The organism is Candidatus Yanofskybacteria bacterium, assembly GCA_003514055.1.
Lineage (GTDB): Bacteria > Patescibacteriota > Minisyncoccia > 2-02-FULL-40-12 > GWA2-44-9 > UBA12115.
On sequence record DOSG01000001.1, the window covers coordinates 82728 to 107249 of the forward strand.

The 24522-nt window shown below is 43.7% G+C and carries 20 protein-coding genes and 1 tRNA gene; 13 read left to right on the forward strand and 8 right to left on the reverse strand.

Going from position 1 to position 24522, the window contains the following annotated elements; translation table 11 throughout:
• Nucleotides 1-137 precede the first annotated feature (137 nt).
• The 3 genes from DEG18_00470 to DEG18_00480 all read left to right on the forward strand — a co-directional run bounded on the left by DEG18_00470 (nt 138) and on the right by DEG18_00480 (nt 3003).
• Nucleotides 138-1001, forward strand: a complete 864-nt coding sequence (locus DEG18_00470; protein ID HBX58073.1) for a hypothetical protein — start codon at nt 138-140, stop codon at nt 999-1001.
• A 68-nt stretch (nt 1002-1069) separates the two neighbouring features.
• On the forward strand, nt 1070-2461 hold the full coding sequence (locus tag DEG18_00475; protein HBX58074.1) for a cysteine--tRNA ligase: 1392 nt from the start codon (nt 1070-1072) through the stop codon (nt 2459-2461).
• A gap of 140 nt (nt 2462-2601) precedes the next feature.
• Complete coding sequence (locus tag DEG18_00480; protein HBX58075.1) at nt 2602-3003, forward strand: cupin domain-containing protein; 402 nt, start codon at nt 2602-2604, stop codon at nt 3001-3003.
• A gap of 108 nt (nt 3004-3111) precedes the next feature.
• Here the strand turns inward: DEG18_00480 and DEG18_00485 are convergent, their stop codons facing one another.
• On the reverse strand, nt 3112-3711 hold the full coding sequence (locus tag DEG18_00485; protein HBX58076.1) for a hypothetical protein: 600 nt from the start codon (nt 3709-3711) through the stop codon (nt 3112-3114).
• A gap of 237 nt (nt 3712-3948) precedes the next feature.
• Here DEG18_00485 and DEG18_00490 point away from each other — a divergent pair, with 237 nt between their 5' ends.
• The 7 genes from DEG18_00490 to DEG18_00520 all read left to right on the forward strand — a co-directional run bounded on the left by DEG18_00490 (nt 3949) and on the right by DEG18_00520 (nt 13560).
• The gene (locus tag DEG18_00490; protein HBX58077.1) at nt 3949-4641 is read left to right on the forward strand and encodes a hypothetical protein; all 693 of its coding nucleotides are present in this window, start codon (nt 3949-3951) and stop codon (nt 4639-4641) included.
• A gap of 53 nt (nt 4642-4694) precedes the next feature.
• Nucleotides 4695-10268, forward strand: a complete 5574-nt coding sequence (locus DEG18_00495) for a hypothetical protein (protein HBX58078.1) — start codon at nt 4695-4697, stop codon at nt 10266-10268.
• A complete protein-coding gene (gene amrB, locus DEG18_00500) occupies nt 10265-11110 on the forward strand; it encodes an AmmeMemoRadiSam system protein B (protein ID HBX58079.1) in 846 nt (281 codons plus the stop codon). The genes DEG18_00495 and amrB overlap by 4 nt, the downstream gene beginning before the upstream one ends.
• Before the next feature lie 70 nt (nt 11111-11180).
• Nucleotides 11181-11375: a DUF378 domain-containing protein gene (locus DEG18_00505; protein ID HBX58080.1), complete on the forward strand. Its 195-nt coding sequence runs from the start codon at nt 11181-11183 to the stop codon at nt 11373-11375.
• A 90-nt stretch (nt 11376-11465) separates the two neighbouring features.
• On the forward strand, nt 11466-11948 hold the full coding sequence (locus DEG18_00510; protein HBX58081.1) for a hypothetical protein: 483 nt from the start codon (nt 11466-11468) through the stop codon (nt 11946-11948).
• Nucleotides 11941-12921, forward strand: coding sequence for a hypothetical protein (locus DEG18_00515; protein ID HBX58082.1), 981 nt, complete (start codon nt 11941-11943; stop codon nt 12919-12921). Before DEG18_00510 ends, DEG18_00515 begins: the two co-directional genes overlap by 8 nt.
• 132 nt (nt 12922-13053) lie before the next feature.
• The gene (locus tag DEG18_00520; protein ID HBX58083.1) at nt 13054-13560 is read left to right on the forward strand and encodes a hypothetical protein; all 507 of its coding nucleotides are present in this window, start codon (nt 13054-13056) and stop codon (nt 13558-13560) included.
• 37 nt (nt 13561-13597) lie between these two features.
• Here the strand turns inward: DEG18_00520 and hisS are convergent, their stop codons facing one another.
• Nucleotides 13598-14980, reverse strand: coding sequence for a histidine--tRNA ligase (gene hisS, locus DEG18_00525; GenBank protein HBX58084.1), 1383 nt, complete (start codon nt 14978-14980; stop codon nt 13598-13600).
• A gap of 101 nt (nt 14981-15081) precedes the next feature.
• Here hisS and DEG18_00530 point away from each other — a divergent pair.
• Nucleotides 15082-15158 (forward strand) — tRNA-His (locus DEG18_00530).
• 75 nt (nt 15159-15233) lie between these two features.
• Here the strand turns inward: DEG18_00530 and DEG18_00535 are convergent.
• The 4 genes from DEG18_00535 to DEG18_00550 form a co-directional block, all read right to left on the reverse strand.
• On the reverse strand, nt 15234-15923 hold the full coding sequence (locus tag DEG18_00535; protein HBX58085.1) for a hypothetical protein: 690 nt from the start codon (nt 15921-15923) through the stop codon (nt 15234-15236).
• A 75-nt stretch (nt 15924-15998) separates the two neighbouring features.
• On the reverse strand, nt 15999-17123 hold the full coding sequence (locus DEG18_00540; GenBank protein ID HBX58086.1) for a hypothetical protein: 1125 nt from the start codon (nt 17121-17123) through the stop codon (nt 15999-16001).
• 5 nt (nt 17124-17128) lie between these two features.
• Nucleotides 17129-18661, reverse strand: a complete 1533-nt coding sequence (hutH, locus tag DEG18_00545; GenBank protein ID HBX58087.1) for a histidine ammonia-lyase — start codon at nt 18659-18661, stop codon at nt 17129-17131.
• A 51-nt stretch (nt 18662-18712) separates the two neighbouring features.
• Nucleotides 18713-19939, reverse strand: a complete 1227-nt coding sequence (locus DEG18_00550) for a tyrosine--tRNA ligase (protein HBX58088.1) — start codon at nt 19937-19939, stop codon at nt 18713-18715.
• Between DEG18_00550 and DEG18_00555 the strand changes: the two genes are divergently transcribed.
• Both DEG18_00555 and metG read left to right on the forward strand, forming a co-directional pair.
• The gene (locus DEG18_00555; protein ID HBX58089.1) at nt 19902-20795 is read left to right on the forward strand and encodes a hypothetical protein; all 894 of its coding nucleotides are present in this window, start codon (nt 19902-19904) and stop codon (nt 20793-20795) included. The genes DEG18_00550 and DEG18_00555 overlap by 38 nt on opposite strands.
• Before the next feature lie 1530 nt (nt 20796-22325).
• Nucleotides 22326-22646 carry a methionine--tRNA ligase subunit beta gene (gene metG, locus DEG18_00560; protein HBX58090.1) on the forward strand — a complete coding sequence of 107 codons (321 nt, stop codon included), beginning with the start codon at nt 22326-22328 and terminating at the stop codon, nt 22644-22646.
• A 22-nt stretch (nt 22647-22668) separates the two neighbouring features.
• Here the strand turns inward: metG and DEG18_00565 are convergent, their stop codons facing one another.
• Together DEG18_00565 and DEG18_00570 are read right to left on the reverse strand one after the other, a co-directional pair.
• A complete protein-coding gene (locus tag DEG18_00565) occupies nt 22669-24180 on the reverse strand; it encodes a hypothetical protein (protein ID HBX58091.1) in 1512 nt (503 codons plus the stop codon).
• A 3-nt stretch (nt 24181-24183) separates the two neighbouring features.
• Nucleotides 24184-24522 (reverse strand): hypothetical protein (locus DEG18_00570; GenBank protein HBX58092.1); only part of this gene is annotated, 339 nt, incomplete at its 5' end.

Consider the following 24522-nt stretch of genomic DNA (forward strand, 5'->3'; position numbering starts at 1 on the left):
TCTTTTTTTGTTGGTCAGGGCGTACTTGCTTTGTTGATAATCGGCTTGATGGTCGATGCAGGGGTGTTAATATGAGGTAGTCACCTAATCAAGGTAATTACTCGTCTTTCCTAACGGAAAGCGGGTTTAAATAAAAAATGGCGAAAAATATAAAAATCAGTCTCGGGATATTAGTCTTAGCGCTCGCGATCGTCGTAGTTGGCGTAGACACAGCAAGTGCGTATGGCGTGGATATTAATGTTAACGGCAACTCAGTAAATGTCGACAGAACAACCGGCAATGTTAATGTAAATAGCGCCGGTACTAATGCGAATGTTAATGTTAATAGTGTTCCTGGCGGAGGCGTGAATGTAAATGCTGGTAATTCTAATGCGAACGTAAACGTCAATGCTGTTCCGGGGTCGGTTAGGATTGATGCTAATGGTCGGGGAGTTACAGTACAAAACCAGGCCAGTGGTGTGAATGTCGTTGTTCCAGGCACGTCTATAAATGTTAGGAAGGCGGATGGTAATTTGAACGTCCTGGTCAACAAAAATAGTCTTAGCGAAAAAGATAAGGGCGTGCTGGTTAATCTCCAGAATGGCTCGGAGATTCTTATAAATAGTGACCAGGATGTCGATGCCTATGCAAAGATAGTTGTCGAAGAAAGGCCGGCGATCACTAACGTAGAAGTCAGCAATAACAGATTAGAAGTTTCATATAGGCAGCCTAGCAGGTTTTTAGGAATTTTTAGTACAGAGTTGGATGGTACGGTTTACGTTGACGTTGGTAAAAACGTAACTATTAAATTACCGTGGTACAGTTTCTTATTTAGAAAAAATTCTAGCGCTACGGCCAAGCAAGTTTCTATCGCAATTAACGACGCTAGTAGTAATGGCACGGTTCAGGTCTCTGCCCTGGGATCAGCCGAAGTCAGTAACCAGTCTCGCGAACAAGCCAGATTAATAAACATAGTTACCGGTTCCGTAAATAACAGTGTTTCCATAAGTGTTTCGCAGTAGGGGCGGGTAGAGGTTATTGGCCGCGGCCGACGCTTGTCGGCCGCGGTGTTTTTAATTAAGATTAGAGTATGCCAGACATATTTCTATACGATACCTATTCCAGGGAAAAGAAAGAGTTCAAATCACTTGAGCCAATGAAGGTGGCTATGTATTCTTGTGGGCCAACTGTCTACGATTACCCCCATATCGGCAACCTAAGGGCTTATGTCTTTTCGGATCTACTAAGGCGGACCCTCAAATATAATGGATTTGAAGTCAATCAAGTTATGAATATTACCGACGTGGGGCATCTTACGTCTGATGGAGACGATGGAGAAGATAAAATTGAACAACAGGCTGAAAAAACCGGTAAGACTGCCCAAGAGATTTCTCAATTTTTCACCAATGTTTTTATTCGTGATTTGGCAATGCTTAATATCGTATCGCCAGCTACTTTGGTTAAGGCCACTTCGACTATCGACGATCAAATTAAGCTAATAGAAAAGCTTGAGATTCTCGGCTATACCTATAAGACCAGCGATGGCATTTATTACGATACTTCGAAATTCAAAGACTATGGGCATATGGCCAATCTAAACAAGGATGCCATCAAGCCCGGTGCTAGAGTTGAGCTGAATCAAGAGAAGAGAAATCAGACCGACTTCGCTCTCTGGAAATTTTCTCCTCAAAACATTAAGAGACAGATGGAGTGGGAGAGTCCATGGGGAGTCGGTTTTCCCGGTTGGCATATCGAGTGTTCGGCCATGGCCATGAAATTCTTGGGAGATACTATTGATATTCATACTGGCGGTATCGATCACATCAATATCCATCATACTAACGAGATTGCTCAGTCTGAAGCGGCTACGGGTAAGCAGTTCGTCAGATATTGGATGCACAACGCCTTTCTGTTGGTTGAGGGTAAGAAAATGTCTAAAAGCTTGGGCACTGTTTTTACACTAGAAGATTTATTTGGCAGAGGATACGACCCACTTGTTTTTAGATATCTAATGCTTACGGCTCATTATCGTTCTGAGATGAATTTTACCTGGGAATCGCTATCTAGCGCTAAGATTGCGCTTGATGGGCTACGTAAAATCATAGCTGGCCTCGATGATGGTGGTATTTCTGATGAAGGCTATGTAGCTAAATTTAGAGAGATCGTGAATAATGATGTCGATGCTCCTAGGGGGTTAGCTCTAGCTTGGGAAGTAGCTAAAAGCGATCTATCGTCGGCTACAAAGAAGGCTACGCTGTTAGATTTTGATAAGGTGCTAGGCCTGAAGTTGTCCGAGGTTTCGGTCGTCGACGATACACCGGAGGTTATTCCAGATGAAGTTGTTAGGCTGGCCGAAGAGAGGGAAGAGATGAGAAAGTCCAAAAATTGGTCTGCCGCTGATGCCGCTAGACAGAAGATCTTGGATTTAGGGTATACTGTAGATGACGCTCCTGACGGTTATAAAATAAAAAAACAGGTATAAAATTAAAAAACGAGCCGTAGATACAAGTTTTGAGAGGCTCTCGGAGCGCGACTGGCGCGAGAGAGCGAGAGAGAGGGTGATTTTCAGTAGAAAATACAGCCCGTACTCGAAAAACCTGTGTCTAAAGCTCGGCAAACATTATGAACAAAGGATTTGTATCAAATATCGAGAAGGACACACTGGAGAATGACAATTTTAGAAAGGTTCTCTATACGGGCAAGTTTAGTCAATTGGTGGTCATGTCGCTAAAGCCGGGTGAGGATATAGGAATGGAAATACACGATACCGTCGATCAATTTTTCAGAATTGATAGCGGCAAAGGTAAGGTCGTGATTGAAGGAGTCGAGCATGAAGTTGAGGATGGTTTTGCCATTATCATTCCCGCAAGCACGAATCATAACGTGATTAATACTTCCACTGATCAGGACATGAAGTTGTATACCATATATTCTCCGGCTAACCACAAAGACGGCACTATTCATGTTACCAAGGCTGAAGCCGAAGCTAACGAGGAGCATTTCGATGGAGTAACCACAGAGTAAATTGATTTAAAACAGAGCCGTCGCTAGCGACGGCTCTGTTTTTTGTAAGAAAAGAGCCCGACCGGGGGATGAAGGGCTCTTCCCTTATCCCGCGGTCGGGCTAGACGACTAGTCGCGATCGCTGTTCAGGAGTCGCGCGATTTGCCCCAGCGGATCCTCCGCGGCGGTCTGCTCCTTAGCGCGGGCCATCTCGCTGGCGATGACGGCCTCTGTCGCTTTAGACAGCGCCACTCTCACCGCTGACTTGATCTCGTCAGTCATCTCGATGCCGACGGCCTCTGCGTTCTGTCGCACATTGATGACGACTTTCGTCGCCCTGGCGCCTCCCGCTACGGGGATGGCGAACAGGAATGCCACAGCTTCAGCCGCCGCCGCGTGGGCGTCAGCGTTCTGGTACTGGCCCTTCCAGTAGTCGGCGCTCCCTCGCAGTCGCTTGGCTTCTTCCGCGATGTTCGTGACATCGCTTCGGAGGTTCTCGATCCAGGTGTTCCGGATGCGGATCACCTCGTTGCATTCGGCGAGGAGATTGTCCCTGGCGCGAATGGTCTCCGTCAGCTCGCCGATCTTCATCGTCAGGTTGGCGTTCAGGCGATATGCCGCCTGAGTTTCGGCCTGTGCGGCCTGGTGTCGGCGTTCGGCCGCTTGTCCCTCGGCCATCGCTGCTACCAGCTTGGCTTCGAGTACGGCCTTTGTCTCTCGTTTTGCCATGATGCACACTCCCGTCCTGTCGTTTACGAGTCGGGCTACCCGTCTGAGTGCCCGATAGTGAAAAGAACCGACTGACTATTACATAATTATAGCACATTGTACGCCATTTAGTCAATAGTGATACTTGGTCCGGCGACTGGATTTTTTGGAGGGAGATGGCGGTCTTTTTGGCTTCAAAGACCGCCATCAAATTCATGCAATCTTTGTTATTCGTATCTTGTGTGATAAATTAATCGTATGAGATTATATAGATTTTTCGTAAAATTCAAGATTAATGGCGACGCGGTTTTCGTCGAAGATGCTAATTTCGTCAATCAAGTGCGCAATGTTCTACGTATGGAGCTGGGAGATAGCATTTTGCTATGTGACGATGGTATCGATATTCTTTCGGAACTTGAATCATTTGATGGTAACAAGGTTATACTTAAAAAAATCAAAGAATCTAAGAATGATAGCGAGCCGGAGAAAAAGATAACTCTGTACTGCTCCATTCTTAAGCATGACAATTTCGAGGTGGTTGCCCAGAAGGCCGTAGAAGTCGGCGCTACCAATATTGTGCCCATAGTTAGCGCTAGGACGGTCAAAACCAATGTCCGTCTGGATAGGCTAGAGAAGATAGTCAAGGAAGCGGCGGAGCAATCTGGTCGCGCTATAATTCCCACAGTCTGCGGGGTAATGACTTTTGAAGAAGCTCTGACATCGGCAAAATCGAATGACGCTAACATAATTTTCGATGTATCTAGTCACGATCTTCCCGATAAATCTGATTACGGTATCAATCTAGGTATATTCATAGGTCCAGAAGGAGGATGGACAGAGGAAGAAGTTGAACGGGCCAGAATTAATGGCTTTAAAGTATTTTCTCTTGGAAAGCTTGTCCTGCGAGCCGAAACGGCTGCTATTATTGCAACGTATATATTCGCCAAATAACCAAAACATCTATATTCCGTGGATGTTCTTGATTATTGGTATATAATTAATTTATGGTAACAAAAGAGCTCACCTCTTATATTTTAGAGGCCAAAAGGTCGGGTTTATCCGAGAAACAAATTAGAATCGGATTAAAAAGCGTGGGTTGGTTGGATCAAGATATTGAAGAAGCTTTAATTCATCCGGATTCCGTTCGAGTCCAATCACAAGAACGACTTACGTCTCAGATCGATAAGGCCAATAATAATAACGCAGGGCGTCGATTAATATTCTTAAAAAAAATATTAAATGAAAAACTCGCCGCCGTATTAGGAGTAATTTTGGTTATCAGCGGTATTAGTTTTTGGTATTTTAATTATTACGAAACCTCGCTTGTAAGGGCAGATTTTAAATTGTCAGCCAATATATCCGATGCGACTGGGATTAGACCAGATGCAACCTTTATTCTAGAGAGCACGGAGGATCTCTCGGCTAAATCTATAAAGAAATATCTGGTGACATCTTCGAATATCGAAGTGGATGTAGATAAAATAGGGGTTGGCAAGTACGAGATTAAGCCCACGGCAGAGTTAGCTACGAATAAGATATTTACGATTAGCATTGATAAGGGTCCCGTGGCTTTAAAGTCTTATAGCTGGGCTTATCAGGTTAAGGCTCCATTTTCTGTTGTCGGCACTATTCCAAGAGATAAGTCGACCAGGAATCCAGTTAAAACTGGTATCGAAGTGAAATTCAATAGAGAGAAGATTAAGGATCCTAACCAGAACTTCGATATTTTCCCCAAAGTGGAAGGGAAATTTGAATTTAATAAGGATAAGTTAGTATTTGCTCCTGCCAAGGATTTGGCTTATTCGACAGTTTATACCGTTACAATAAAGAAGGGCTTGTCTGTCGAGGGTAGTGACGACGCTTTGTTAGTTGATAAGATCTTCAGCTTTGAGACCGAGGCTAAGTCTGATGTTTCTAATAATTATGGAGACCGTTATGGCTATCTTGGTTTCGGTAAAACGTTCTGGGAGTTTCGGCCCGATACTGAGCCAACATTCACGACTTATAATAGTAGTCAGTCGGAGAGCAATAAGTTTGATGTGAAAATATATAGATTCACTTCGGCCAAGGAATACATGGATGCATACTCTGGATCGATAAGGCCAGACAGAATGTGGTCTGAGCACAATCGTTATTATCCGTACAAACCTAAGGAAGATAGAAAGGTTTTCGACGGCCAGCTGTCGCTGGAAGCGCAGTCCGATATTAATTATCTCAGAATTCCTCAGAAATTCGGGGAGGGCTATTATATCGTATCAGTCGATTTATCAAAAACTAATCCAGGCTTTACAAAAGAAGATGAACTTTTATATATACAGCAGGCGTGGTTTCAAGTCACGCCTTATGCCAACTACATATCTGTTAGTGGCACTAAAAGTTTTGCATGGTTAAAATCTACGATAGACTCAGCCCAAGCCTTGTCCGGGGCGGTAGTTTATTATAAAGGACAAGAATTGGGTCGGACCAATGGTGATGGGTTGGCCATATTCGATACGCCCGCAAGTCTAATAAGTGCCTCTGGTGAAGGCGAATATTATTACTATTCTGATCAGGCTACAGATTTCTTCTCTTTCAAGATTAACAATAAAGAAGTGGCTATCCCGATCGTGGGATCGATGTACGGTTATAGAAATAAGGTGGTCAAGCCGGATCAGTTCTGGAGATATGTATCTTTTGATAAAACCGTATATCTGCCTACCGATAAGATTCGTTTTTGGGGAATAGCCAAGCAGCGTTCGGGCGAAGACGTATCTGGGCGAGAATTGAAGGTGTATCTGTCTAATAGTTATTGGACAGATTTTGATGGTCCCGACACGCGCGTATTGGCCGAAGGAACAACAAAAGTTACAGATTATAATACTTTTACCGGCGCACTAGATATAAAGAATATTAAGCCCGGATACTATACCTTAACTATAAAGAATGGCGAGGATATAGTTGTTGCCAAAGGAGTGAATATTGAGACCTATACCAAGCCGGCCTATAGACTCGTGGTGGATGCTGACAAAAAAGCAGTATTTGAAGGCGAGACGGTTAACTACAATATCAGGGCCGAATTTTTCGATGGCACGCCTGTAGCTAATCTAGAAATCAAATATTACCAGGCCGCTAATATTAATAAGAAATTGCGCCTAGATAAAAATGGCGTCGGTAAGATTTCGGTCGTGGCTCAGAATTATGGATCAAAATGGTATCCCCAATATATGAATATGACCGTAATGCCGTCTGTAGCTGAAGAGGGAGAAATATCTACTTCGACTTATGTCTATGTATTCGGCCCCAATGTAACTATGCAAATTAACCAGGGTCTTAAGAATCTAAATAGTACCCTGGATATCAATCTAAATAGGGTTGACTTAGAAAAGGCCAACAAGGAGCTTGATTTTTGGAATGGCTACAAGGGCGCTCCCGTGTCTGGTCGCGATGTTAATATCGAAATCTATGAACAGATTTCTAAGTCCGAGGAGACGGGCAGACGATATGATCCGATTACGAAAGAAATGATCCCAGAGTATAGATACTGGGTTGAGGAAAATAAACTGCAGAAAGACGTTGTCCGTACTGATGGCGCTGGTAAGGCCGCGCATACGTACAAATTGGAGAAAAATAAGTCTTATAAATTTCAAATTTCTACTCAAGACGACAAGGGCGTAGCGATAGTAGACACCCGATATGCTTATGGTAGTAACTATAACTTCGGTTATGGCAGTTATTATGGCGCTTGGGGAATTGTACTGAACGGCCCAGAGAATAAGTGGGCATACAAATTCGGTGAATCAATGGATTTTAACATTACCGATAGTAGTCGTAATCCAATCGCGTCAAATGGTAAAAATATCTTATTCTATGAGACTTCTAGGGGAATTATTTCTGGGAATGTAACCGAATCTACTAATTATCACAATACTTTCAAGGAAGAATATGCTCCGAGCCTTAACGTCTATGGCGTTTGGTTTGATGGTAAGACTTTTTACGAAACTAGCCCAAGGTCCGCGGCTCTCGATTCCAAAGAAAAAAACCTAGTTATTAAGGTCAGTAGGGACAAGGATCAATATAGGCCGGGAGAGAGCGTAGACTTGAATATTGAGATCAAGGATCCCAAGGGCAATCCGAGGCAGGCCGAAGTTAATATCTCGGGCATTGATGAGGCTCTATTTAGTATTAATCCAAATGAACAAGACGTTAACGTCGAATTATACCAAGCAATTTATTCTCAGCTGGTGACAAGGTCATCACATGCTACGCCGCTAGAGAGCCGTTTTGATGCCATGGCCGGCGGAGCGGAACGTGGCGGCTGCTTCTTGGCTGAGACGAAGATTAAAATTCCATTTGGCTATAAAAATATTGAGAGTATCAAGCCTGGCGACATGGTCATGACTCGTTCCGATGAGGGTGATGACAGCTTATTCACTGCAGAAGTTGTTAGGACCACTAAGCACCTTGTGGTTGGATACTTGATTGTCAATGATAAGATGCGAGTTACGGAGAATCATAGGTTATTTGTTAACGGTGAATGGCTGGAGGCTGGCAAAATTAGAGTTGGCGATAAGCTGATAAACGAAGCTGGGAAACTGGTACCGGTTAAGACGATCGAAAAGATAAATGGCGTAACTTGGGTATATAATTTTGAGGTTAAAGATAAGCATACCTACTTCGCCGATGGTATTTGGGTTCATAATGAAGAGAAGGGCGGGGGAGAATCTAGGGGAGATTTCAAAGACGTGTCCGTCTACGATCAAATTAAAACCGGAACTAACGGCACTGCTAAATTTAAATTTAAACTTCCAGATAATTTGACCTCTTGGAGGCTAAACATAGAGGCCGTAACCAAAGATCTATTTGCGGGTAAGGATACAAGTTTTATTCCAGTAAGTTTGCCGTTCTTCGTTGACGCATCTCTGAATAAGACCTACTTGGCGGGCGATAACTTGATAATGAGGGCAAGAGTGTTTGGCACCGGTGGTATACCTGACTCGATAAATTACAGGATTGAGAGCGATACGCTGCCGTTTAAGAAGATAGAGAGACAGGCCGCAGTAAATGCCGATTTTGATCTTGGCAACTTGGCTGTTGGAAAACATAAAATAAAAATCACTGCTTCTGGCGGAGGAATGCAGGACTCTATTATTAGGGATATCGAAGTTCTGAAGACATATTTTACTAAAGCTGATTACAATTACTATGACATGTCGTCTGATCTAAAGAATATAAAAGGTGGCACTGCTGGGGCGAGTTTGCTTTTCGTATCACGAGATAGGGGAATGTATTATCAGGCATTAAATGACATCTCGTGGAATGATGGTCCTAGAATTGATCAGCGAGGCGTGGTGCCGATAGCCAAGAGCTTGCTCAAAAAATATTTCAAAGAGGAGATAAGTAACGAGAATATCGATCTTAATAATTTCCAGATCGATACGGGAGGCTTTGCCATATTCCAAAGAGCTGATGCTGATGTTGAATTATCGGCAAGAATGGCCGACTTAATTAAGGGAGAGGACGCTGTCTATTCTAAAGAGGGACTAAGCGATTACTTCTATGGTTTCTTCCCGGACAAGGCAACTGACCTGTCGACTATGATTCGTGCGCTGTACGGCCTTGCAGCGTTGCAGGAGCCGGTTCTGGTGACGTTACGCAACATCCAAGACGATGTCGGATTAAAATTTATTGATAAAGTTTTCGTAGCGTCGGCCTTTAACGCAATCGGAGCCAAAGATGAGGCTAGGCAATATTTTGATAAAAATATAAAACCTAAGCTTGTGAGTAGGTCGACGTATAACTATGTTGACGATACGGGCAATAGTGATAAATATTTCACTAACGCTCTTATCGCTAAACTTGCCGCCGAGCTAGACGATTCTAGCGCCGAAGGTCTGGGCAGATATATGTTTGACAATCAGCCGGTAGATGAGCTCGTAGCCATTGAGAAGATTGGCTTTATCGCGGCGTCACTTAAAAGACTGGATAACCCAGAAGTATCTTTCTCATATACTCTCAATGGAAAAACCGAGAGCGTCACCTTAAAAGCCGAACAAGAGGAAAGGATATTCGTATCGGCAGATGAGCTCAAAAATATCTCATTCTCTAATATCAATGGAAAAGTGGGGGTAGTGAGTTACTACGATATCGTAGATGATCCCTCGAAAATTGTGAAAGATGCTAATCTGTCGATTACTAAATCGTATGAAGTTAGCGGTAAGATAACGAATGATTTTCAAGAAGGCGATCTAGTAAGAGTTAATATTACTACCGGCAGTAGGGGAGGGATTCCGCCCGGGACATACGAGGTCAGAGATTACTTGCCTAGCGGACTGAAATTCTCAACTCGAGTTGGCTACTATGGGTATTATGACGTCTCCAATAGTCGAGAGTGGATGTGCAGATTGTGGCCAGAATATACGAAGGATCAGATGATCTCTTTCTCCAAGTATGCCCCATTCAGTGGCCAGTGTAACACTTATCACTACTACGCAAGGGTCGTGTCAAAAGGAACATTCAAGGCCGAGCCGGCCATTGTCCAGTCGAGTAAATATCCAGACAGACAAAACATATCTAATTCGATGACCGTAAAGATAAGATGAGCAGAATAGGTTTAATAGTAGTAACGATCTTTGTTTGTGGAGGGCTCATGCTCTCAAGCGCGGCCCATGCTATCCATGGGCCGCGCTTTGAATCCGACAAATCTTTTGTGAATAGAATGTTCAGACTGTATTCTACCGCCCCAAGAATAAAGATGAGTCGAGTATATGGCGGTATCGTTACTCATCACATACCAGATGGCATTCCTCTGATGGCTCAGTTCTATAGCAAGGTCAAAAAGAATCTGAATCCAAGGACTATAATAATACTAGCCCCCGATCATGTCGATGCTGGCAAATATGGAATATCTATTTCTGAAGAAGATTTCGTGACACCATTTGGTAAGCTTAGCTCTAGCGGAGATATGGTAAAGAAGATATTGAGAACTGGACTAGCCGGAGTTAGCGAGAAGCCTTTTGAGTTGGACCATTCAATTCATTCGCAGATGTTACTAATATCAAAATATTTTCCTAAGGCAAAAGTGGTGCCAATTGTATTTCGTTCTAGTATATCGGTTGAGGATGGTCGAACCTTTGGAAGTATGCTCAGCGGTCTCGTAGATTCAAGTACTTTTATCGTGGCGAGTATAGATTTCGCTCATTACCTGGAGAAGAATAAGAGCCGAGCCATAGATAATCAATCGGCGGCCTTACTCCAAACCATCAACCCTAGGTTGGCTGGTCTTGTTGAAGCCGATTCGCCGCAGGCCTTATCTGCTTTTATGGCTGCGATGTCTACTCTCGGGGCTAATAAATCAGAAGCTATGGGAGTTTTTAATTCAGGAGATTTTGGAAATAATCAGACGTCTACGACTGGCTATGTGGTTAAGTTTTTTGGTAGGTAGGCCGAGCTGTTGATGTTTTAATTTCTATGAATGGTATAATTAAGCTAATGGAAGAAGGGGGGTGCGTGAATTGAATAAATTATCTGTATTAGACTGGATCGCCTTGGTCCTAGTTATAGTTGGCGGCCTAAACTGGGGATTAATGGCTTTTGATAGCAACCTAGTCACCGCGATATTTGGCGGTATTGCTTCGTGGGTGTATGTCTTAGTTGGTTTAGCTGGACTCTACATGATCTGGCTGGCTACGAAGTTGAACAAGAGCTAATCTATATATCAGGCAAGTTAGAAACCGACCCCACCGAGTGGGGTCGGTTTTGTGTTGAAATTGCCACAATATAGATATATTATACTGATAATGGAAAACCCAAATAAAAAGCTATATAGGTCGAATACTAATAAGGTTTTTGCTGGAGTTCTTGGAGGCCTTGGGCATTACTATGACGTTGATCCGCTATTCCTTAGGATAGCCTTTGTCATCTTAACAGTGATTAGTAATGTCTTCCCGATGTTCTTCGTCTATCTATTGCTTATGATGTTAATTCCTAAAGAAGGAGATGTCTCTGACGATGGTAAGGAAAAGATAAGAGAAGTTATGAAGGAGGTAAAAGATAATGCTCAGACCGTGGCCGAAGAGATGAGAGCCGAGTTTGATAAAGCTAAGGTGGAACATCGCGTGGCCAAGAAGAGCGTAATCGGTTATCTCTTAGTTCTTGTCGGTGTGTTTATGATTTTAAAGAGCTTTATACCAATTCACTGGTTTTCTTGGAATATATTCTGGTCAGTTATAATTATTCTTTTGGGTTTTTACGTGCTGACTAATTCTAAAAGAAATGGATAACGAAAACGTAAATCAAGCAAAGGCCGAAGAGCCAAAAAAAGACTTCATCAAGGAGGTTCATCATCATTATCATAATCGAGGACGCTTTAATCTTGGTAAATTGTTCTTGGGAATTATTCTGATTGTTGTTGGGGTAATATTCATTGGTCAAAATTATGGTTTGTTTAATGTCGATCTCAACTTAAATTGGCGGCTTCTTTGGCCAGTTGTTATCATATTTTTAGGATTATCAATGATTGGTCAGGGCGGATGGATATCTAAGTTGGTTAGTTTTCTATTAATGCTTTTGGCTTTGGCCCTAGTATTCTCTTTTGTGTTTGTTGGTAGCCATATGCCGGGCAAGATTGGCTCTGTAATTAAGCAAGAGATTAGTGTGGCCAAAAATGCGGCTGCTAGGAGCGGCTCGATTACAATACGTACCGGTGCTGGCAGGCTAATTTTAAATAGCGGCGCTTTAGGGCTAATTGAGGGGACTCTTGAGTCGGACTTTTTGAGAATTGACCTAGAAGATAAGATCAATGGAAGTCTTCAGAGCGTAAAGATTGAGGGACGAAAACTTAGCGTGACAGACGGTATGTCGAAGAACGAGTTAGATCTTAGAGTCGCCAATGATTTGCCACTCGATCTAGCCTTCGAGACGGGGGCGATAGATATGGATCTAGACCTATCTGAGGTTCAGGCTAGGACGATAGGCATAAAGACGGGCGTCTCGAGTGTAAATTTAAAGATTGGAGATAAATTACCTTCGTCTACGTTAAGAGTCGACGCTGGAGTGAGTTCCATAAATATATCTTTACCGAAGACAATTGGAGCCAGGATTAGAATTGATTCAGATTTAGCGTCAAAGGACTTGCTAGATTTTATAAAAATCGACAATAAGACTTACGAATCAAGGAATTATAGCTCTTCTGCCAAGAAGATTGAGATGCAAATGCAGGTCGGTGTTTCTAGCATCAATATAAACTGGAGATAGGAGATTGAGTATAGAATAAAGCTCATCCGCATATGCGGATGAGCTTTATTCTATTAACGGTTGCCGCTCTGCGGCAACCGTGTTAGTTATCAACACTTTTGTTTTTCTTGTTTGTGATTATAATTAAAGCAAATGAATTTAGGTAATAAGTTAATTTTACTGCTAGTCTTACCCTTTTTGATGGTATTTGCGCTGGCCTTTTTATTTTTAAAGAAGACCGACCTATCAGAATATGGTATATCCGCCAAGATATTAGATGCTCAGGACTGGATAATCGAAATTAATCCATTTGACGGTGGGAAATTGGCTTATGATAAGTATGAAGATATTCCGCTTTTTGAATGTAAGCCGGAAGATGTGTTCTCTAAAGAACTAAAGGCCCCAATTAGTATAGAATGGATCGGTAAAACTCGCTCAATCATGCAAAGTGGCAATTATTATGCCTTTGAAAAAGTGCCCGAAGATCCCAGCTATCCTTTATTCGGAGGACAGTTTCCAGAAGGTGAAACGCCCGACCTAAGTGGTATTTACAGGATCAGAGGCGAGATGCGAAGCATAGACTGTGGAGACTACTCCTCAATCTACGGCTCGACTGCTCACCCAGAGATAGACATAATCGGCATTGATAAAATAGAATAAGATAGTAATAAAAAGGCCCCCTTCGGGGGCCTTGCCATTATATTAGTTCTTTTATCCTCTCGACGAGACTATCGAGGGGAATCTCTTCTTGCTTCCCACTTCGCATATCTTTTAGTTGGACTACGTTTTTACTGACTTCTTCTGGTCCGATGATGACGACCAGGGGTATCCCTTTATCGGATACGTAACCTAGCTGATCTCTCATTTTTTTATCTCCATCGATAAAGATCTCGGTCTTGATACCAGAAGATCTTACTATCGCGGCCGTCGCTAGGCACAGATCTTGAACCGATTTGTCGAAGTTCAGTACGATTACATCAGAGACCGTTCGAGATTGAGTTATCAGTCCAAGTTTAGTCATGGCTGCGAATAATCTGTCCACACCAACTGATGCTCCTGTAGCAGGCACTGATGCTGTGCTGAATTTTTGGACTAAACCGTCATAACGACCACCAGAGAAAACACTCCCTATTTCTAATAGGTCCGTCAGCACCGTTTCGAAGACAGGCCCAGTGTAGTATCCGAGACCACGAGCTACTGAAAGATCGATCTTCCACTTGTCAGTTGGAACGGCCATGGCATTCAGATAGCCTGCGATTTCTCTAAGTTCGGAAATGCCTTGCATAGCGATTGGCGAGTTGACCATCAATTCTTGGACTGCGTTGAGAGTCTCGATCTGTCCTTCAACTTTAAGATCTATGAATTTCTTAATGGCCGCAATCTGGTCCTGGTTGAGTCCTATCTTTTCACCAGCTAATTCGACGCTGACCTTATCCCAGCCTTGCTTGTCTAGCTTGTCTATGGCTCTCAAAACTGCAGATATCTTGTTCATGTCAAAGCCAGCATACTGAGCTAGCCCATTCAGGATTTTGCGGTTGTTAACTCGCACTAAGAAGTTCTCTATCCCAAGGGCGGGCATCGTCTCGCACATTATGGCAACGATTTCGGCGTCGGCTAGCATGCTAGCCGATCCGACTGTGTCGGCGTCAAACTGTACGAATTCTCGATATCGTCCGGCTTGGGGTCTTTCCCCGCGCCAGACCTTACCAGTCTGATATCTTTTGAACGGTTTCTTGATGTCAGGATATGCCGCCACGACTCTGGCAAGAGGTACGGTCAGATCGAATCTCAGGGCGTATTTATCGTCACCCTCGTTCAGGCGAACTCTAAAAATATTCATTTTAAAATTCGGATCTCCGCCGGTTATGATTTCTTCTCTCTCTAGTCCCGGAGTGTCGAGTGGTACAAATCCCCATCGCTCGAAGACGGTTCTAATAGAGTCAAACATCTTCTGGCGGGGTATCATATCTTCGGGAAGATAATCTTTGAATCCGCTAGCCAATTGAGGATCGATCGTAGCTTGTTTATCGGTGGTCATGTATGTCTCCATTTTAAAGAACTTTTGCCACGAAGGCAACATCTTCGTAGCTAGTCTAGATCATATATGGGAACTCGTCAAATATTGGCTAGGGCTTGCATTTAAAATATTGTGGTGTAGAATGCCCTTAGTTCGTTCGTGTGGTGCTCATAGCTCAGCTGGTTAGAGCGCCTGCCTGTGGAGCAGGATGTCGCGGGTTCAAATCCCGTTGGGCACCCCACCCCTTCTCAAGACCGCCTTTTAGGCGGTCTTTCTTTATCTTAGTGATTTAAACAAAAAATCCCGTAGGACGGGATTATATTTCTTTTGTCATGATGACATTGCTACTGTCGGGATATCTTTTGAGTAGGCGATAGTGCAATTTATGCAGAAACCAATGATAGAGTACGGTTGGCTCGGGATCGCCTTGCGTGCGAGTAACGATGAGTTTGGCGCCGAATTTTTTCATATCGTTGAGCCACAGATCGTATAGTCGCCCTGCGTAGTGCCTGCCTCGATATTCGGCCGATAGGCCCATGTCATCTAGGTAGGCAACCAGATAATGCGATCCGTGATTTTCTTGGACTTCTTCGTGGATCATCATTCGGATTTTCGTCTGAAGGTTTCTTAGGGGCATCATATAGCCCCAGATAAAACCAATCACTTGATCACCATCTTTGAGTAGCCACGCTGATGCATCGGCGCCGATTTCGTGATTTACATCTTCTACTACACCGGCGATTGGCCAGTAGTCTTCTACTAGGACCCCGCAATGCATAAACTTCATTTCGGCAAGCTCATTAATCTGATCGATGCCCCATTTCTTCCCGCATTTCGGACATTTTTTCCATTCGTGCCAGGGTTCTTCGGCAAATACTTGTCGATAGCAATGTACTAAATCGAGAACCATATCTGACTGGACCTGCGGATCAAATTTGATCGCCACTATATTAGGATTTGATTCGTCTAGTGATATCTGGATGATATCATGATGGCCTTCAGTCATGGCATCCTCCTACCGACTTGTGAACGTCCTACTACAAGATTAATGCTTATTAATATTAAGTCAAATCTGCTTCTATTAGAATCCGTGGTCACATAACATAGTCGAGAACATGTTGGCTAGTTTGTCTATCGACGCGATGTCTACATATTCATCTGGTGCATGCATTCCGGCACCCTTAGGCCCGAGATATATCACTGGGCACTTCCATTTCTCATTTATCATTTGACCATCGCCATAGCCTAAATCCGAAGGATCTAGATATCCAATTTTTTCTTTGGTCTTAAGCGCTCTCTCAATCTTGTTTAAATATTTTCTATCCGTATAAAGCGATCCCAGATCGTGCCTAATTCTGAAGTCAAATATTTTATTTCTAGTTTTTCTGAAATATAGCCTCGCCAACTTCTCTATGGTGCTAGCTCTAAGTCTCGAACTAGTAGTTCTAATATCTAGGATTATCTCTGAGTAATCGGCTATATTGTTGCCTTGTTTTCCAAGCACGACTTCATCTCCCATCTTGTTTTTAAACATACCTGTTCGAGCATAGGCTATATTTAGAGATGTTTTTCCTAATTGGGGATGTGCGTATCTGGCCAATTCTTTTCGTAGATGAGTCAAAAAGGAATGCATCTCCCAGCCGGCCCCTTTGATATGCTCTGGACTTGCGGCGTGGCCACTCTTGCCCTTGATTGAGATAAAGACCTCTATTAACCCTCGGTGACCATTCCATATCTTAAGTTGGCTGGGCTCGATCACTATAGCCATACTAGGTTTCAACTTTGGATTAGTATTTATAAATTTACGCATTCCCATAAAATCATACTCTTCGTCGCAATAAAAAAGTAGGGCAACGTTCTGAATGTCCTTTGCTTTGGCTATCGAACTGAGTAGGGCTGCGATTCCACCTTTCGTATCTAGTGCTCCTAATCCATACAGTCTGCCATCTTTAATTATGGGTGTCAGTTTCGATTTATCTTTCGGTTCAACCGTATCCATGTGGCCGGCAATCAATAATTTAGTTTTCCCCGGAAAGCTAGCAAATATGTTATATCTATTTTCCGTGACTTTCTGTTTTTTGATGGTGAGATTGGGTATGGTGGAGAGATACTTAAATATAAAATCTGCGATCTTTACTTCGTTTGTGGCTGGTCCTAAATAGCTTGGTATCTCGACCAATTGTTTAAGAATATCTAGTGATTTCACGAAAATTACTTATATGTCGTAAGCTTGAAGAAGTTTTCACTTAAAATCAAGTCCCGGATTTTATTTATGTCTTTCGCCATCTCGCGGTCTCCATCTAATTTTGGAATAACCTCGCGAATCATTTTGTGGGCAGCTTTGGTAATCTTGCCTAACTTTGAAGACCCTCGAAATTCGATAGCTTGAGCCGTAGTCATAAACTCTATGGCTAGTACATTCTCAACGTTTTTCAATATTTCAAATGCTTTCCTGGTAGCAATGCTTCCCATACTGACATGATCTTCTTGATTGGCTGAAGTGGGAATAGAATCAACAGATGCTGGATGAGCTAAAACCTTATTTTCCGAGACTAGCGCCGCCGCTGTATACTGAGGAATCATAAGTCCGTTATGTAGCCCTCCCTTATCCGCCGCTATCAAGTAAGCTGGCAAGCCCTCATTATTAGCTGGGTCGACTAGCTTGGCAGTCCTTCTTTCTGATATGCTGGCGAATTCTGATAGGGCAATGCCGAGAGTATCTAGGGCTATGGCGATATGTTCACCATGAAAGTTGCCAGCCGATATAGCTTCATCGGGATTGGAGAATATTATGGGATTATCGGTTACTGAGTTTATCTCGCAGACCATTACGTCGTCTATGTATTTAATAGCTCCACGGCATGCACCATGAACTTGGGGAGCGCATCTAAGAGAATAAGAGTCTTGTACTCTGTTCGGGACTGAATCTACCAACTTAGATCCTTCAACAAATCTTTTGATATTCTTGGCGGCAGTGATCTGCCCGTGGTGGGGTCTGATCAAGTGAGCCTTTTCAGTGAAAGCCGCAGATACACCGCATAAAGCTTCTAGCGACATAGCACAAGCTAGGTCGGCAATATTCTGAAGTCTCTTGGCTCGAGCCAGGGTTATTGAGGCCATGCCCGACATGACCGACGTGCCGTTATTAAATGCTAAGCCCTCTTTCTGCATGAATTCTATGGGCTTTAATCCGGCCGCCTTAAGAGCTTTTCCACCCGGGAGTATCTCGTTCTTGTAGTAGGCTCTGCCTTCGCCCATAAGGACTAACCCAATGTGAGACAGGGGAGCTAAGTCTCCTGAGGCTCCGACTGATCCTTGTGATGGTACCACTGGGACTACATTCTTGTTTAACATGCCGATTAATAGTTCTAGGAGTTCTAGCCTGACGCCAGAGAATCCCTGACTAAGCGAATTTAGTCTAACGAGCATTGCCGCTCGAACCATTTCTTGAGACAAAAAAGGGCCAACTCCGGCCGCATGACTTCTGATCAGATTTCTTTGTAATTCAACTGTGTGTCCGTGGTCAATGACTTTGTTCTTAAAACTTCCAAAACCAGTGGTTACACCATAAACTACTCGATTATCCTTAACCATTTTTTCTACAACAGCTCTCGACTTGAGTATTTTCTCTTTGGCTTTCTCGGAGAGCGAGATCTTAACTTTTTGATTGTGAGCTATATGCTCAACTAGCTCGGGAGTGAGGCTATGATGGTCTGGCCCCAGCTCAATTTTTTGGGTGTCCATTTTGGTGAGTTATTTTACCGTCATTCTAGCCCGATAGTAGTTAAAGTCAAGCTAGACTATTTTTATTTTGTGATATGTTTTCTTGCCTTTGCGTAACATAATAATACCGCCTTTCTCTAGCTCAGATGCTTTTTGAGAATCAGACGTGATCCCAGCATTGTCGGCATAAGCTCCATTGCTTGCGATAAGCTTCTTGGCTTCGGATTTAGAGTCACACAGACCGGTTCTAACTAATAGATCTACAGTTGTCATCGTATCGAAGTCAGATTTTGATATTTCTGTTGTCGGTATGTTCTCAAGATCCGAGGCGTCCCCAGAGAATAATTTTTTTGACGCTTCACGGGCTTTTTCGGCTTCTGCTTCTCCGTGATTTAGCTTAGTGGCTTCAAAAGCTAAAACTTCTTTTGCGGTCATTAATTTTTCTCCACCTTCACGACATAATTCTCTGATCTCATCCATGGCTAAAAAGGTGAAATATGCTAAAAATCTTTCTACGTCGCGATCGTCGGTGTTGATCCAGTACTGGTAATACTCGTAAGGTGACGTCTTTTCGGCATCAAGCCAAACTGCACCTGATTCGGTTTTACCCATTTTGTTCCCGGTCGCTGTGGTTAATAGGGGAAAGGTCAGTGCGTAGGCCGTTTCACCTTTGACCTTTCTAATTAGGTCCACGCCGGCTAAGATATTTCCCCATTGATCGTCGCCGCCCATTTGAAGTCGGCAACCAAATTTCTCGAATAGCTGGAGATAGTCGTAAGCCTGAAGAAGTTGGTAGTTGAATTCCAAGAACGAGAGTCCCTCTTCCCGGGCTAGGCGCAACTTATAGGCTTCCATTTTGATCATCTCATTTACTCTAAAATATCTTCCTATGTCTCTTAGGAAATCAATATAGTTTAGACCGATAAGCCAATCGGCATTGTTCACGAACTGACCTTTGTCATCAGAGAAAGATAAGAAACGCTTAAACTGCTGAAGCATCTTCTCGCCGTTAGCTGAAATCTCTTCCTTGGCTAAGATTTTTCTCATCTCGGTCTTGCCACTTGGATCGCCAATCATAGTTGTGCCGCCACCAATAAGAGCTATGGCCTTGTTGCCACTCTTTTGGGCATGGGCCATGGCCATAATTGGTAGTAGGTGCCCAACGTGCATGCTGTCGGCCGTCGGATCGAAGCCTACGTAACAAGTCGCATCCCCGTCGTTTAGTAATTTTTGTATGCCCTGCTCGTCCGATTGTTGCTGAATGAAGCCGCGGCTCTTCAGCTCTTCGTATGTATTCATAAAATTAATTGTATTCAATTTGTGCCAGAGTGTAAATAACGTTTGCGGCTTAAAATTGTCATTTTTTGGCAGAATATATATACTTATATTAATGATTACTACTTCACAATTAAAAAATTTAGGTCTTTCGGAGAATGAATCTAAGGTTTACTTGGCCATGCTTGAGCTTGGACCAGCTACGGTTCTAGAGATCTCAGCTAAAGCCCAGATGAACAGACCAACTGTATATGTGCAGATCGAATCTTTAAAACAGAAAGGCTTGGTCAGCACTCAAACCAAGGGTAAAAAGCAAATCTTTATTGCTGAATCTCCAGATCAACTCAGTTCCTTACTGGACAGAGAATCTAGTGAGATTAATTACAAGAAAGAAGAACTATCTAAGCTACTTCCAGATCTCAATAGCCTATATAACTCATCTGGCACTAGGCCCCAGGTTAGATTTTTTGAGGGCAGAGAGGGGCTACTTAGAATGCAGGAAACATTTTTAGCTTCTGGCGAGAAGATGGTCTATGCCATAACTCCGCTAGATGAAGTGCTGAAAGTATTTCCTTCGCATAGGAGTGATTATTCACAAAGAAGAATTAAACAGGGTATAAGATCAAAGCTTATATATTCCAGTGACCAAGGGCCAATATTAAAAGAGAGCGACGAAGCTATGCTGAGGGAATCCAAGTTTATTGCTCCAAGCGATATGCCGTTTACGGGAGATCTCACCGTGTATGGTAGTAGTGTCGCTATAACTGCTCTTAGGGGTAATATCTCGGGCGTGATTATTGAGCATCCAGAGATAGCCAACTCATTCAAAAATTTCTTTGAGTTTTTATGGAAGTTCACGTCTAATTCGGAGAATAAATAGTTTTCAATTAGGTATATAAAAGAAACAGCCGCCGTCCCGGGAATCCGGAACGGCGGCTTTGTCGTCGCTGCGATGCGGCGACTAGCGGCTTCGCCTACGTATTCGATGCGGCGAGCCGATGTGCGAGAATGAGCGATTCATCTTCTCGTGCCCTTCTCCGTCTTCTGAATGAACAGTTTGCCCTGCTTCTCTGAAGCTTAGATACCTGCGCCCATGACGATCCTCCTTCTCTTGTGGCTTGGCGTTGGTCTCTTACTGCTCGGGTCGGCCTTATGTCGGCCGACCCGAGAGAAGAGGGCCCCCGAAAGGGTCACACGCCTCCCATAGCCACCTCCTTTTCGGTCTGGCGACATGCCTAGACCGCTGGGATCTTGTATGTATATTAGCATATTTCTGAGAAAATGTCAAATGCCGATGACGCGACTGAAAATCGTTCCGAATGTCGTCAGTCTTCAGACTGTCTATCATAAATGACTTCTGTAAAGTATCAAATAACGGCTCTGTAGAGCCGTTATTTGATACTTAGACTCTAGAAAGTGTCATCAGGGCTTGACAAAAAAACTGAATGGGTATATAATCTAGAGTGTCAAGATGAGATGGGAGAAGGAATCAGAGATATGTCGAGATCAGCCACTTAATTATAAACGTGGTCCTCACGCTGATTCTTCCTCTTCCTGGCCCGGTTACTGCCTTTTGCCGGACCAGGAAGGGGAGCGAGTGGTAATGCTAAAGCCTGAGGCGTCATCACTGTAGTCCTGGATCTGTGCCTACGGGCCAGGGAGATTACGATACCGCCGAAGCAGAAGCCAATCCCACTCGCTTCCCCTCTTGTTCTATTAAATTGAATAGTAGGCCTTACTTCTTCAAGGGGCTCGCGGAACTTTGCGGGTCTTGGCCGAAACGAGCCTGATTGTCTCTAGGCGAATACCGAGAAGGAGAAGAATTCTCCATCGGAGCTAGCCGACAAGAGAGACTAGGGAGCGTGAACCGACAACGTATCTGAATTGCCAGAAGAGGACTGGCAATGCGTTGCTGGAAAGAAGACCGTTCAACTAGTTATCAATTAGCTGAACAATCCCCAGTTCATCTGCCAGATGAGCCGGGGTCGGAGTTGTTGGCATGTGGCGGTAAGGAGTAGGGAGGGCGAAAGTCCCTTCCGAACCTTTGAAAAAATGCCCAATCGCTTTGATTGACTACGGTCGATCAGTTGGGAACCAGAGCTCAATTGGAGTTAACCTCCACCAACCGTCATTCGGCAAAGTCCGAAGATTGGTTGGAGCCTGGAACGAAAGGGCTGGATGCGCACCAGCTTGAACCGCATTTGTTGCGGTTCCCATGTGGTACCACCCACATGGCAGGGCAGGAGGTCCTACCGTTTTCTAGAAACGGTACCGGGCCTCTAAGGCCCAGCGGATTCTTCCAATTCTCAAGTATGAGCAGAAGACGAAGTTAAATCTTCGCAAAGCGTTCAGGGAACTCAACGAATAGGGTTCCCTTTTTGTTTATAATAAAATTTAGTAAAGTATAGACATGATTACTATTGATGATTTCAAGAAAATAGAATTAAAGGTCGCAAAGGTTTTAGAAGCAGAGAGGGTTGAGGGTTCTGACAAATTAATAAAACTTCAGCTTCAGTTGGGCGAAGAGAAGAGACAAATTCTCGGAGGTATTGGCAAGCACTATGAGCCGGATCAGCTAGTCGGCCGGCAGATTATTATCGTAGCCAATCTTGAGCCGCGCCAAATGATGGGGCTTGAAAGCCAAGGCATGCTTCTGGCCGCTTCTGATGAAAATGGCATTGCCCTACTAATGCCAGACAAAGAAGTTACCTCCGGCTCCAAAATAAATTAATTAAAAGACCCCGAAAGGGGTCTTACTTCTTAGGGAAGATTAAATCTTCGGAAAGAACGAATGGGATCATTGATCCACGACTGAGAATAATCTGTTTAGCTCCGGTCTTGTCCATGATGACAAACCCAGCAGCAGCTCCAATGCTACCGCCAATGATGGCGCCATTTTTTCCTCCAACCACTCCGCCCATAACGGTGCCAATAATTGTCGGAATACCCATTCTGACCATGACTCGTTTGGTCTTGGAAAGTGGTTCTTCGGAATAGGACCATTCTTCGGCCGATGCGCTAAGACCATAATCATCCAGCATTATCGCATTGAGCTTAAGGCTGATTGACGGGCCTTTTGATGGCAGACCTCTTTTTATGGTTGTGGCCAATAACTTGACCGCTTGGCCAGATCTTATGACTCGAGTTGAATCTACGTATATGGGTTCAACTATTGTGGCATCTATCAACTGGCCGGATTGGGTCGCGTCTGAGTGTATTTCTTCTTCTAGCGCAACCATAATTTTGGTGGTTGCCGGAATCACGATATCGGCTTCATCAAGAGGTGTCGGTTTCACGATTTCGTTTTGAGGAGATCGATCGACTTGGCTAGGCTTTACTGGCGGCACAATTGAAATGGGTGGTTTCGGTGTGTCCGGCGACGTTTCTACTGATTTCGAGCTTGTCGGCTCTTGAGCTCTCGTCTGGCTCTTCGGCTGTTCTGGAGTTTCTTTTTTTACTTCTTGGCTTTGTTTCAATTTCTTTTGGATCGCGTAACGCTTAATATCGTTGATTGCGGTCAGCGTGATCGGAGCGAGTCTGTTTCCAGAACCAGAATGGAATCCATCATTATTGAATAACTTGTATTCGCCGGTAGAGGCATTTAGCCAGTACCATACCTTAGATTTACCAGTAACTGGATCAAAGAATTCAATTGAGTCGACGTTAGCAGCGTCGTATAAAATTTCTCTAGCAACTGAGTTTGTAACAATGGCCCTGGTTCTCTTTTGGAAGTCATTCGGAATGGCCCAATTGAACATGACTAGCATCGAGATCAGTGCCAGCATTATTTTAGCTCTAAATCTGATTGCATTCAGGTCAATTACGTCCCCAACGAGGACGGTGATTATGGAGATCAGTCCTGCAGTAGCTAGCAACCCAGCGAACAGCAATGGCTGTTCCCAGACATGGGTAATAAATACATAGAGTGCTATGAAAGACCACAAGATAATAACCATTATCAAGGAGCCAATGAATCTGCCGACTTCTGGAACTTTTTTGGCTACAACTCTTGCTCCAATAATGACTATGGATAAAATGAGTAGACAATAGATAAGTCCGAGTAGGGCAATGATAATGCCGACACTAAAGAGCGCGCCGGTTTTGGTCAGGGATCCTATTAGGAACAATATAGCCGCCGCGATAAGGCCAAAGCCAAAAACCGTAAACGCTCTCTTGATTTTTGCTATGTAAGCCGAAATCGCCCAGGCTCCGCCTTCGTAGGCTAGCCCGGCGCTGTTTCCGACGAGATCTAGCAGTCCTTTCATAGGCTACCTTCCTTTCTTTCCGAGACGTTTCTCTCGGAGGCGTTTGCGTTGTGCCGCAATCATGGCATTCATTTGTTGAATGACATCTGACAACTCTGAGCTTTGTTCTTTGATGAATTTATGTATGACCGATAGTATAGACGGTCTGACCTCTGCGGCGAATAAGCTCATTAACTTGGCTCGAAACTCATCGTCCACGGCTAAGATCTTTCTTAGTTCATCGAGAGAAGCTTCGGTTATAAATCTCTTCGCCTGCGCCTGTTCGACTGGATTCAGTTTGTTAAACCAAGCCAGTATGTCGGCTAGTTCTTCATCCGAAAGTTCGAAAATCGGCTTAACTCT

What these genes read in the sequence shown, in the direction of transcription:
- DEG18_00470 (HBX58073.1), top strand. Translation starts at nt 138, where the DNA reads ATGGCGAAAAATATAAAAATCAGTCTCGGGATATTAGTCTTAGCGCTC.
- DEG18_00475 (HBX58074.1), top strand. Translation starts at nt 1,070, where the DNA reads ATGCCAGACATATTTCTATACGATACCTATTCCAGGGAAAAGAAAGAG.
- DEG18_00480 (HBX58075.1), top strand. Translation starts at nt 2,602, where the DNA reads ATGAACAAAGGATTTGTATCAAATATCGAGAAGGACACACTGGAGAAT.
- DEG18_00485 (HBX58076.1), bottom strand. Translation starts at nt 3,711, where the DNA reads ATGGCAAAACGAGAGACAAAGGCCGTACTCGAAGCCAAGCTGGTAGCA.
- DEG18_00490 (HBX58077.1), top strand. Translation starts at nt 3,949, where the DNA reads ATGAGATTATATAGATTTTTCGTAAAATTCAAGATTAATGGCGACGCG.
- DEG18_00495 (HBX58078.1), top strand. Translation starts at nt 4,695, where the DNA reads ATGGTAACAAAAGAGCTCACCTCTTATATTTTAGAGGCCAAAAGGTCG.
- amrB (HBX58079.1), top strand. Translation starts at nt 10,265, where the DNA reads ATGAGCAGAATAGGTTTAATAGTAGTAACGATCTTTGTTTGTGGAGGG.
- DEG18_00510 (HBX58081.1), top strand. Translation starts at nt 11,466, where the DNA reads ATGGAAAACCCAAATAAAAAGCTATATAGGTCGAATACTAATAAGGTT.
- DEG18_00515 (HBX58082.1), top strand. Translation starts at nt 11,941, where the DNA reads ATGGATAACGAAAACGTAAATCAAGCAAAGGCCGAAGAGCCAAAAAAA.
- DEG18_00520 (HBX58083.1), top strand. Translation starts at nt 13,054, where the DNA reads ATGAATTTAGGTAATAAGTTAATTTTACTGCTAGTCTTACCCTTTTTG.
- hisS (HBX58084.1), bottom strand. Translation starts at nt 14,980, where the DNA reads ATGTTGCCTTCGTGGCAAAAGTTCTTTAAAATGGAGACATACATGACC.
- DEG18_00535 (HBX58085.1), bottom strand. Translation starts at nt 15,923, where the DNA reads ATGACTGAAGGCCATCATGATATCATCCAGATATCACTAGACGAATCA.
- hutH (HBX58087.1), bottom strand. Translation starts at nt 18,661, where the DNA reads ATGGACACCCAAAAAATTGAGCTGGGGCCAGACCATCATAGCCTCACT.
- DEG18_00555 (HBX58089.1), top strand. Translation starts at nt 19,902, where the DNA reads ATGAAGCCGCGGCTCTTCAGCTCTTCGTATGTATTCATAAAATTAATT.
- DEG18_00550 (HBX58088.1), bottom strand. Translation starts at nt 19,939, where the DNA reads ATGAATACATACGAAGAGCTGAAGAGCCGCGGCTTCATTCAGCAACAA.
- metG (HBX58090.1), top strand. Translation starts at nt 22,326, where the DNA reads ATGATTACTATTGATGATTTCAAGAAAATAGAATTAAAGGTCGCAAAG.
- DEG18_00565 (HBX58091.1), bottom strand. Translation starts at nt 24,180, where the DNA reads ATGAAAGGACTGCTAGATCTCGTCGGAAACAGCGCCGGGCTAGCCTAC.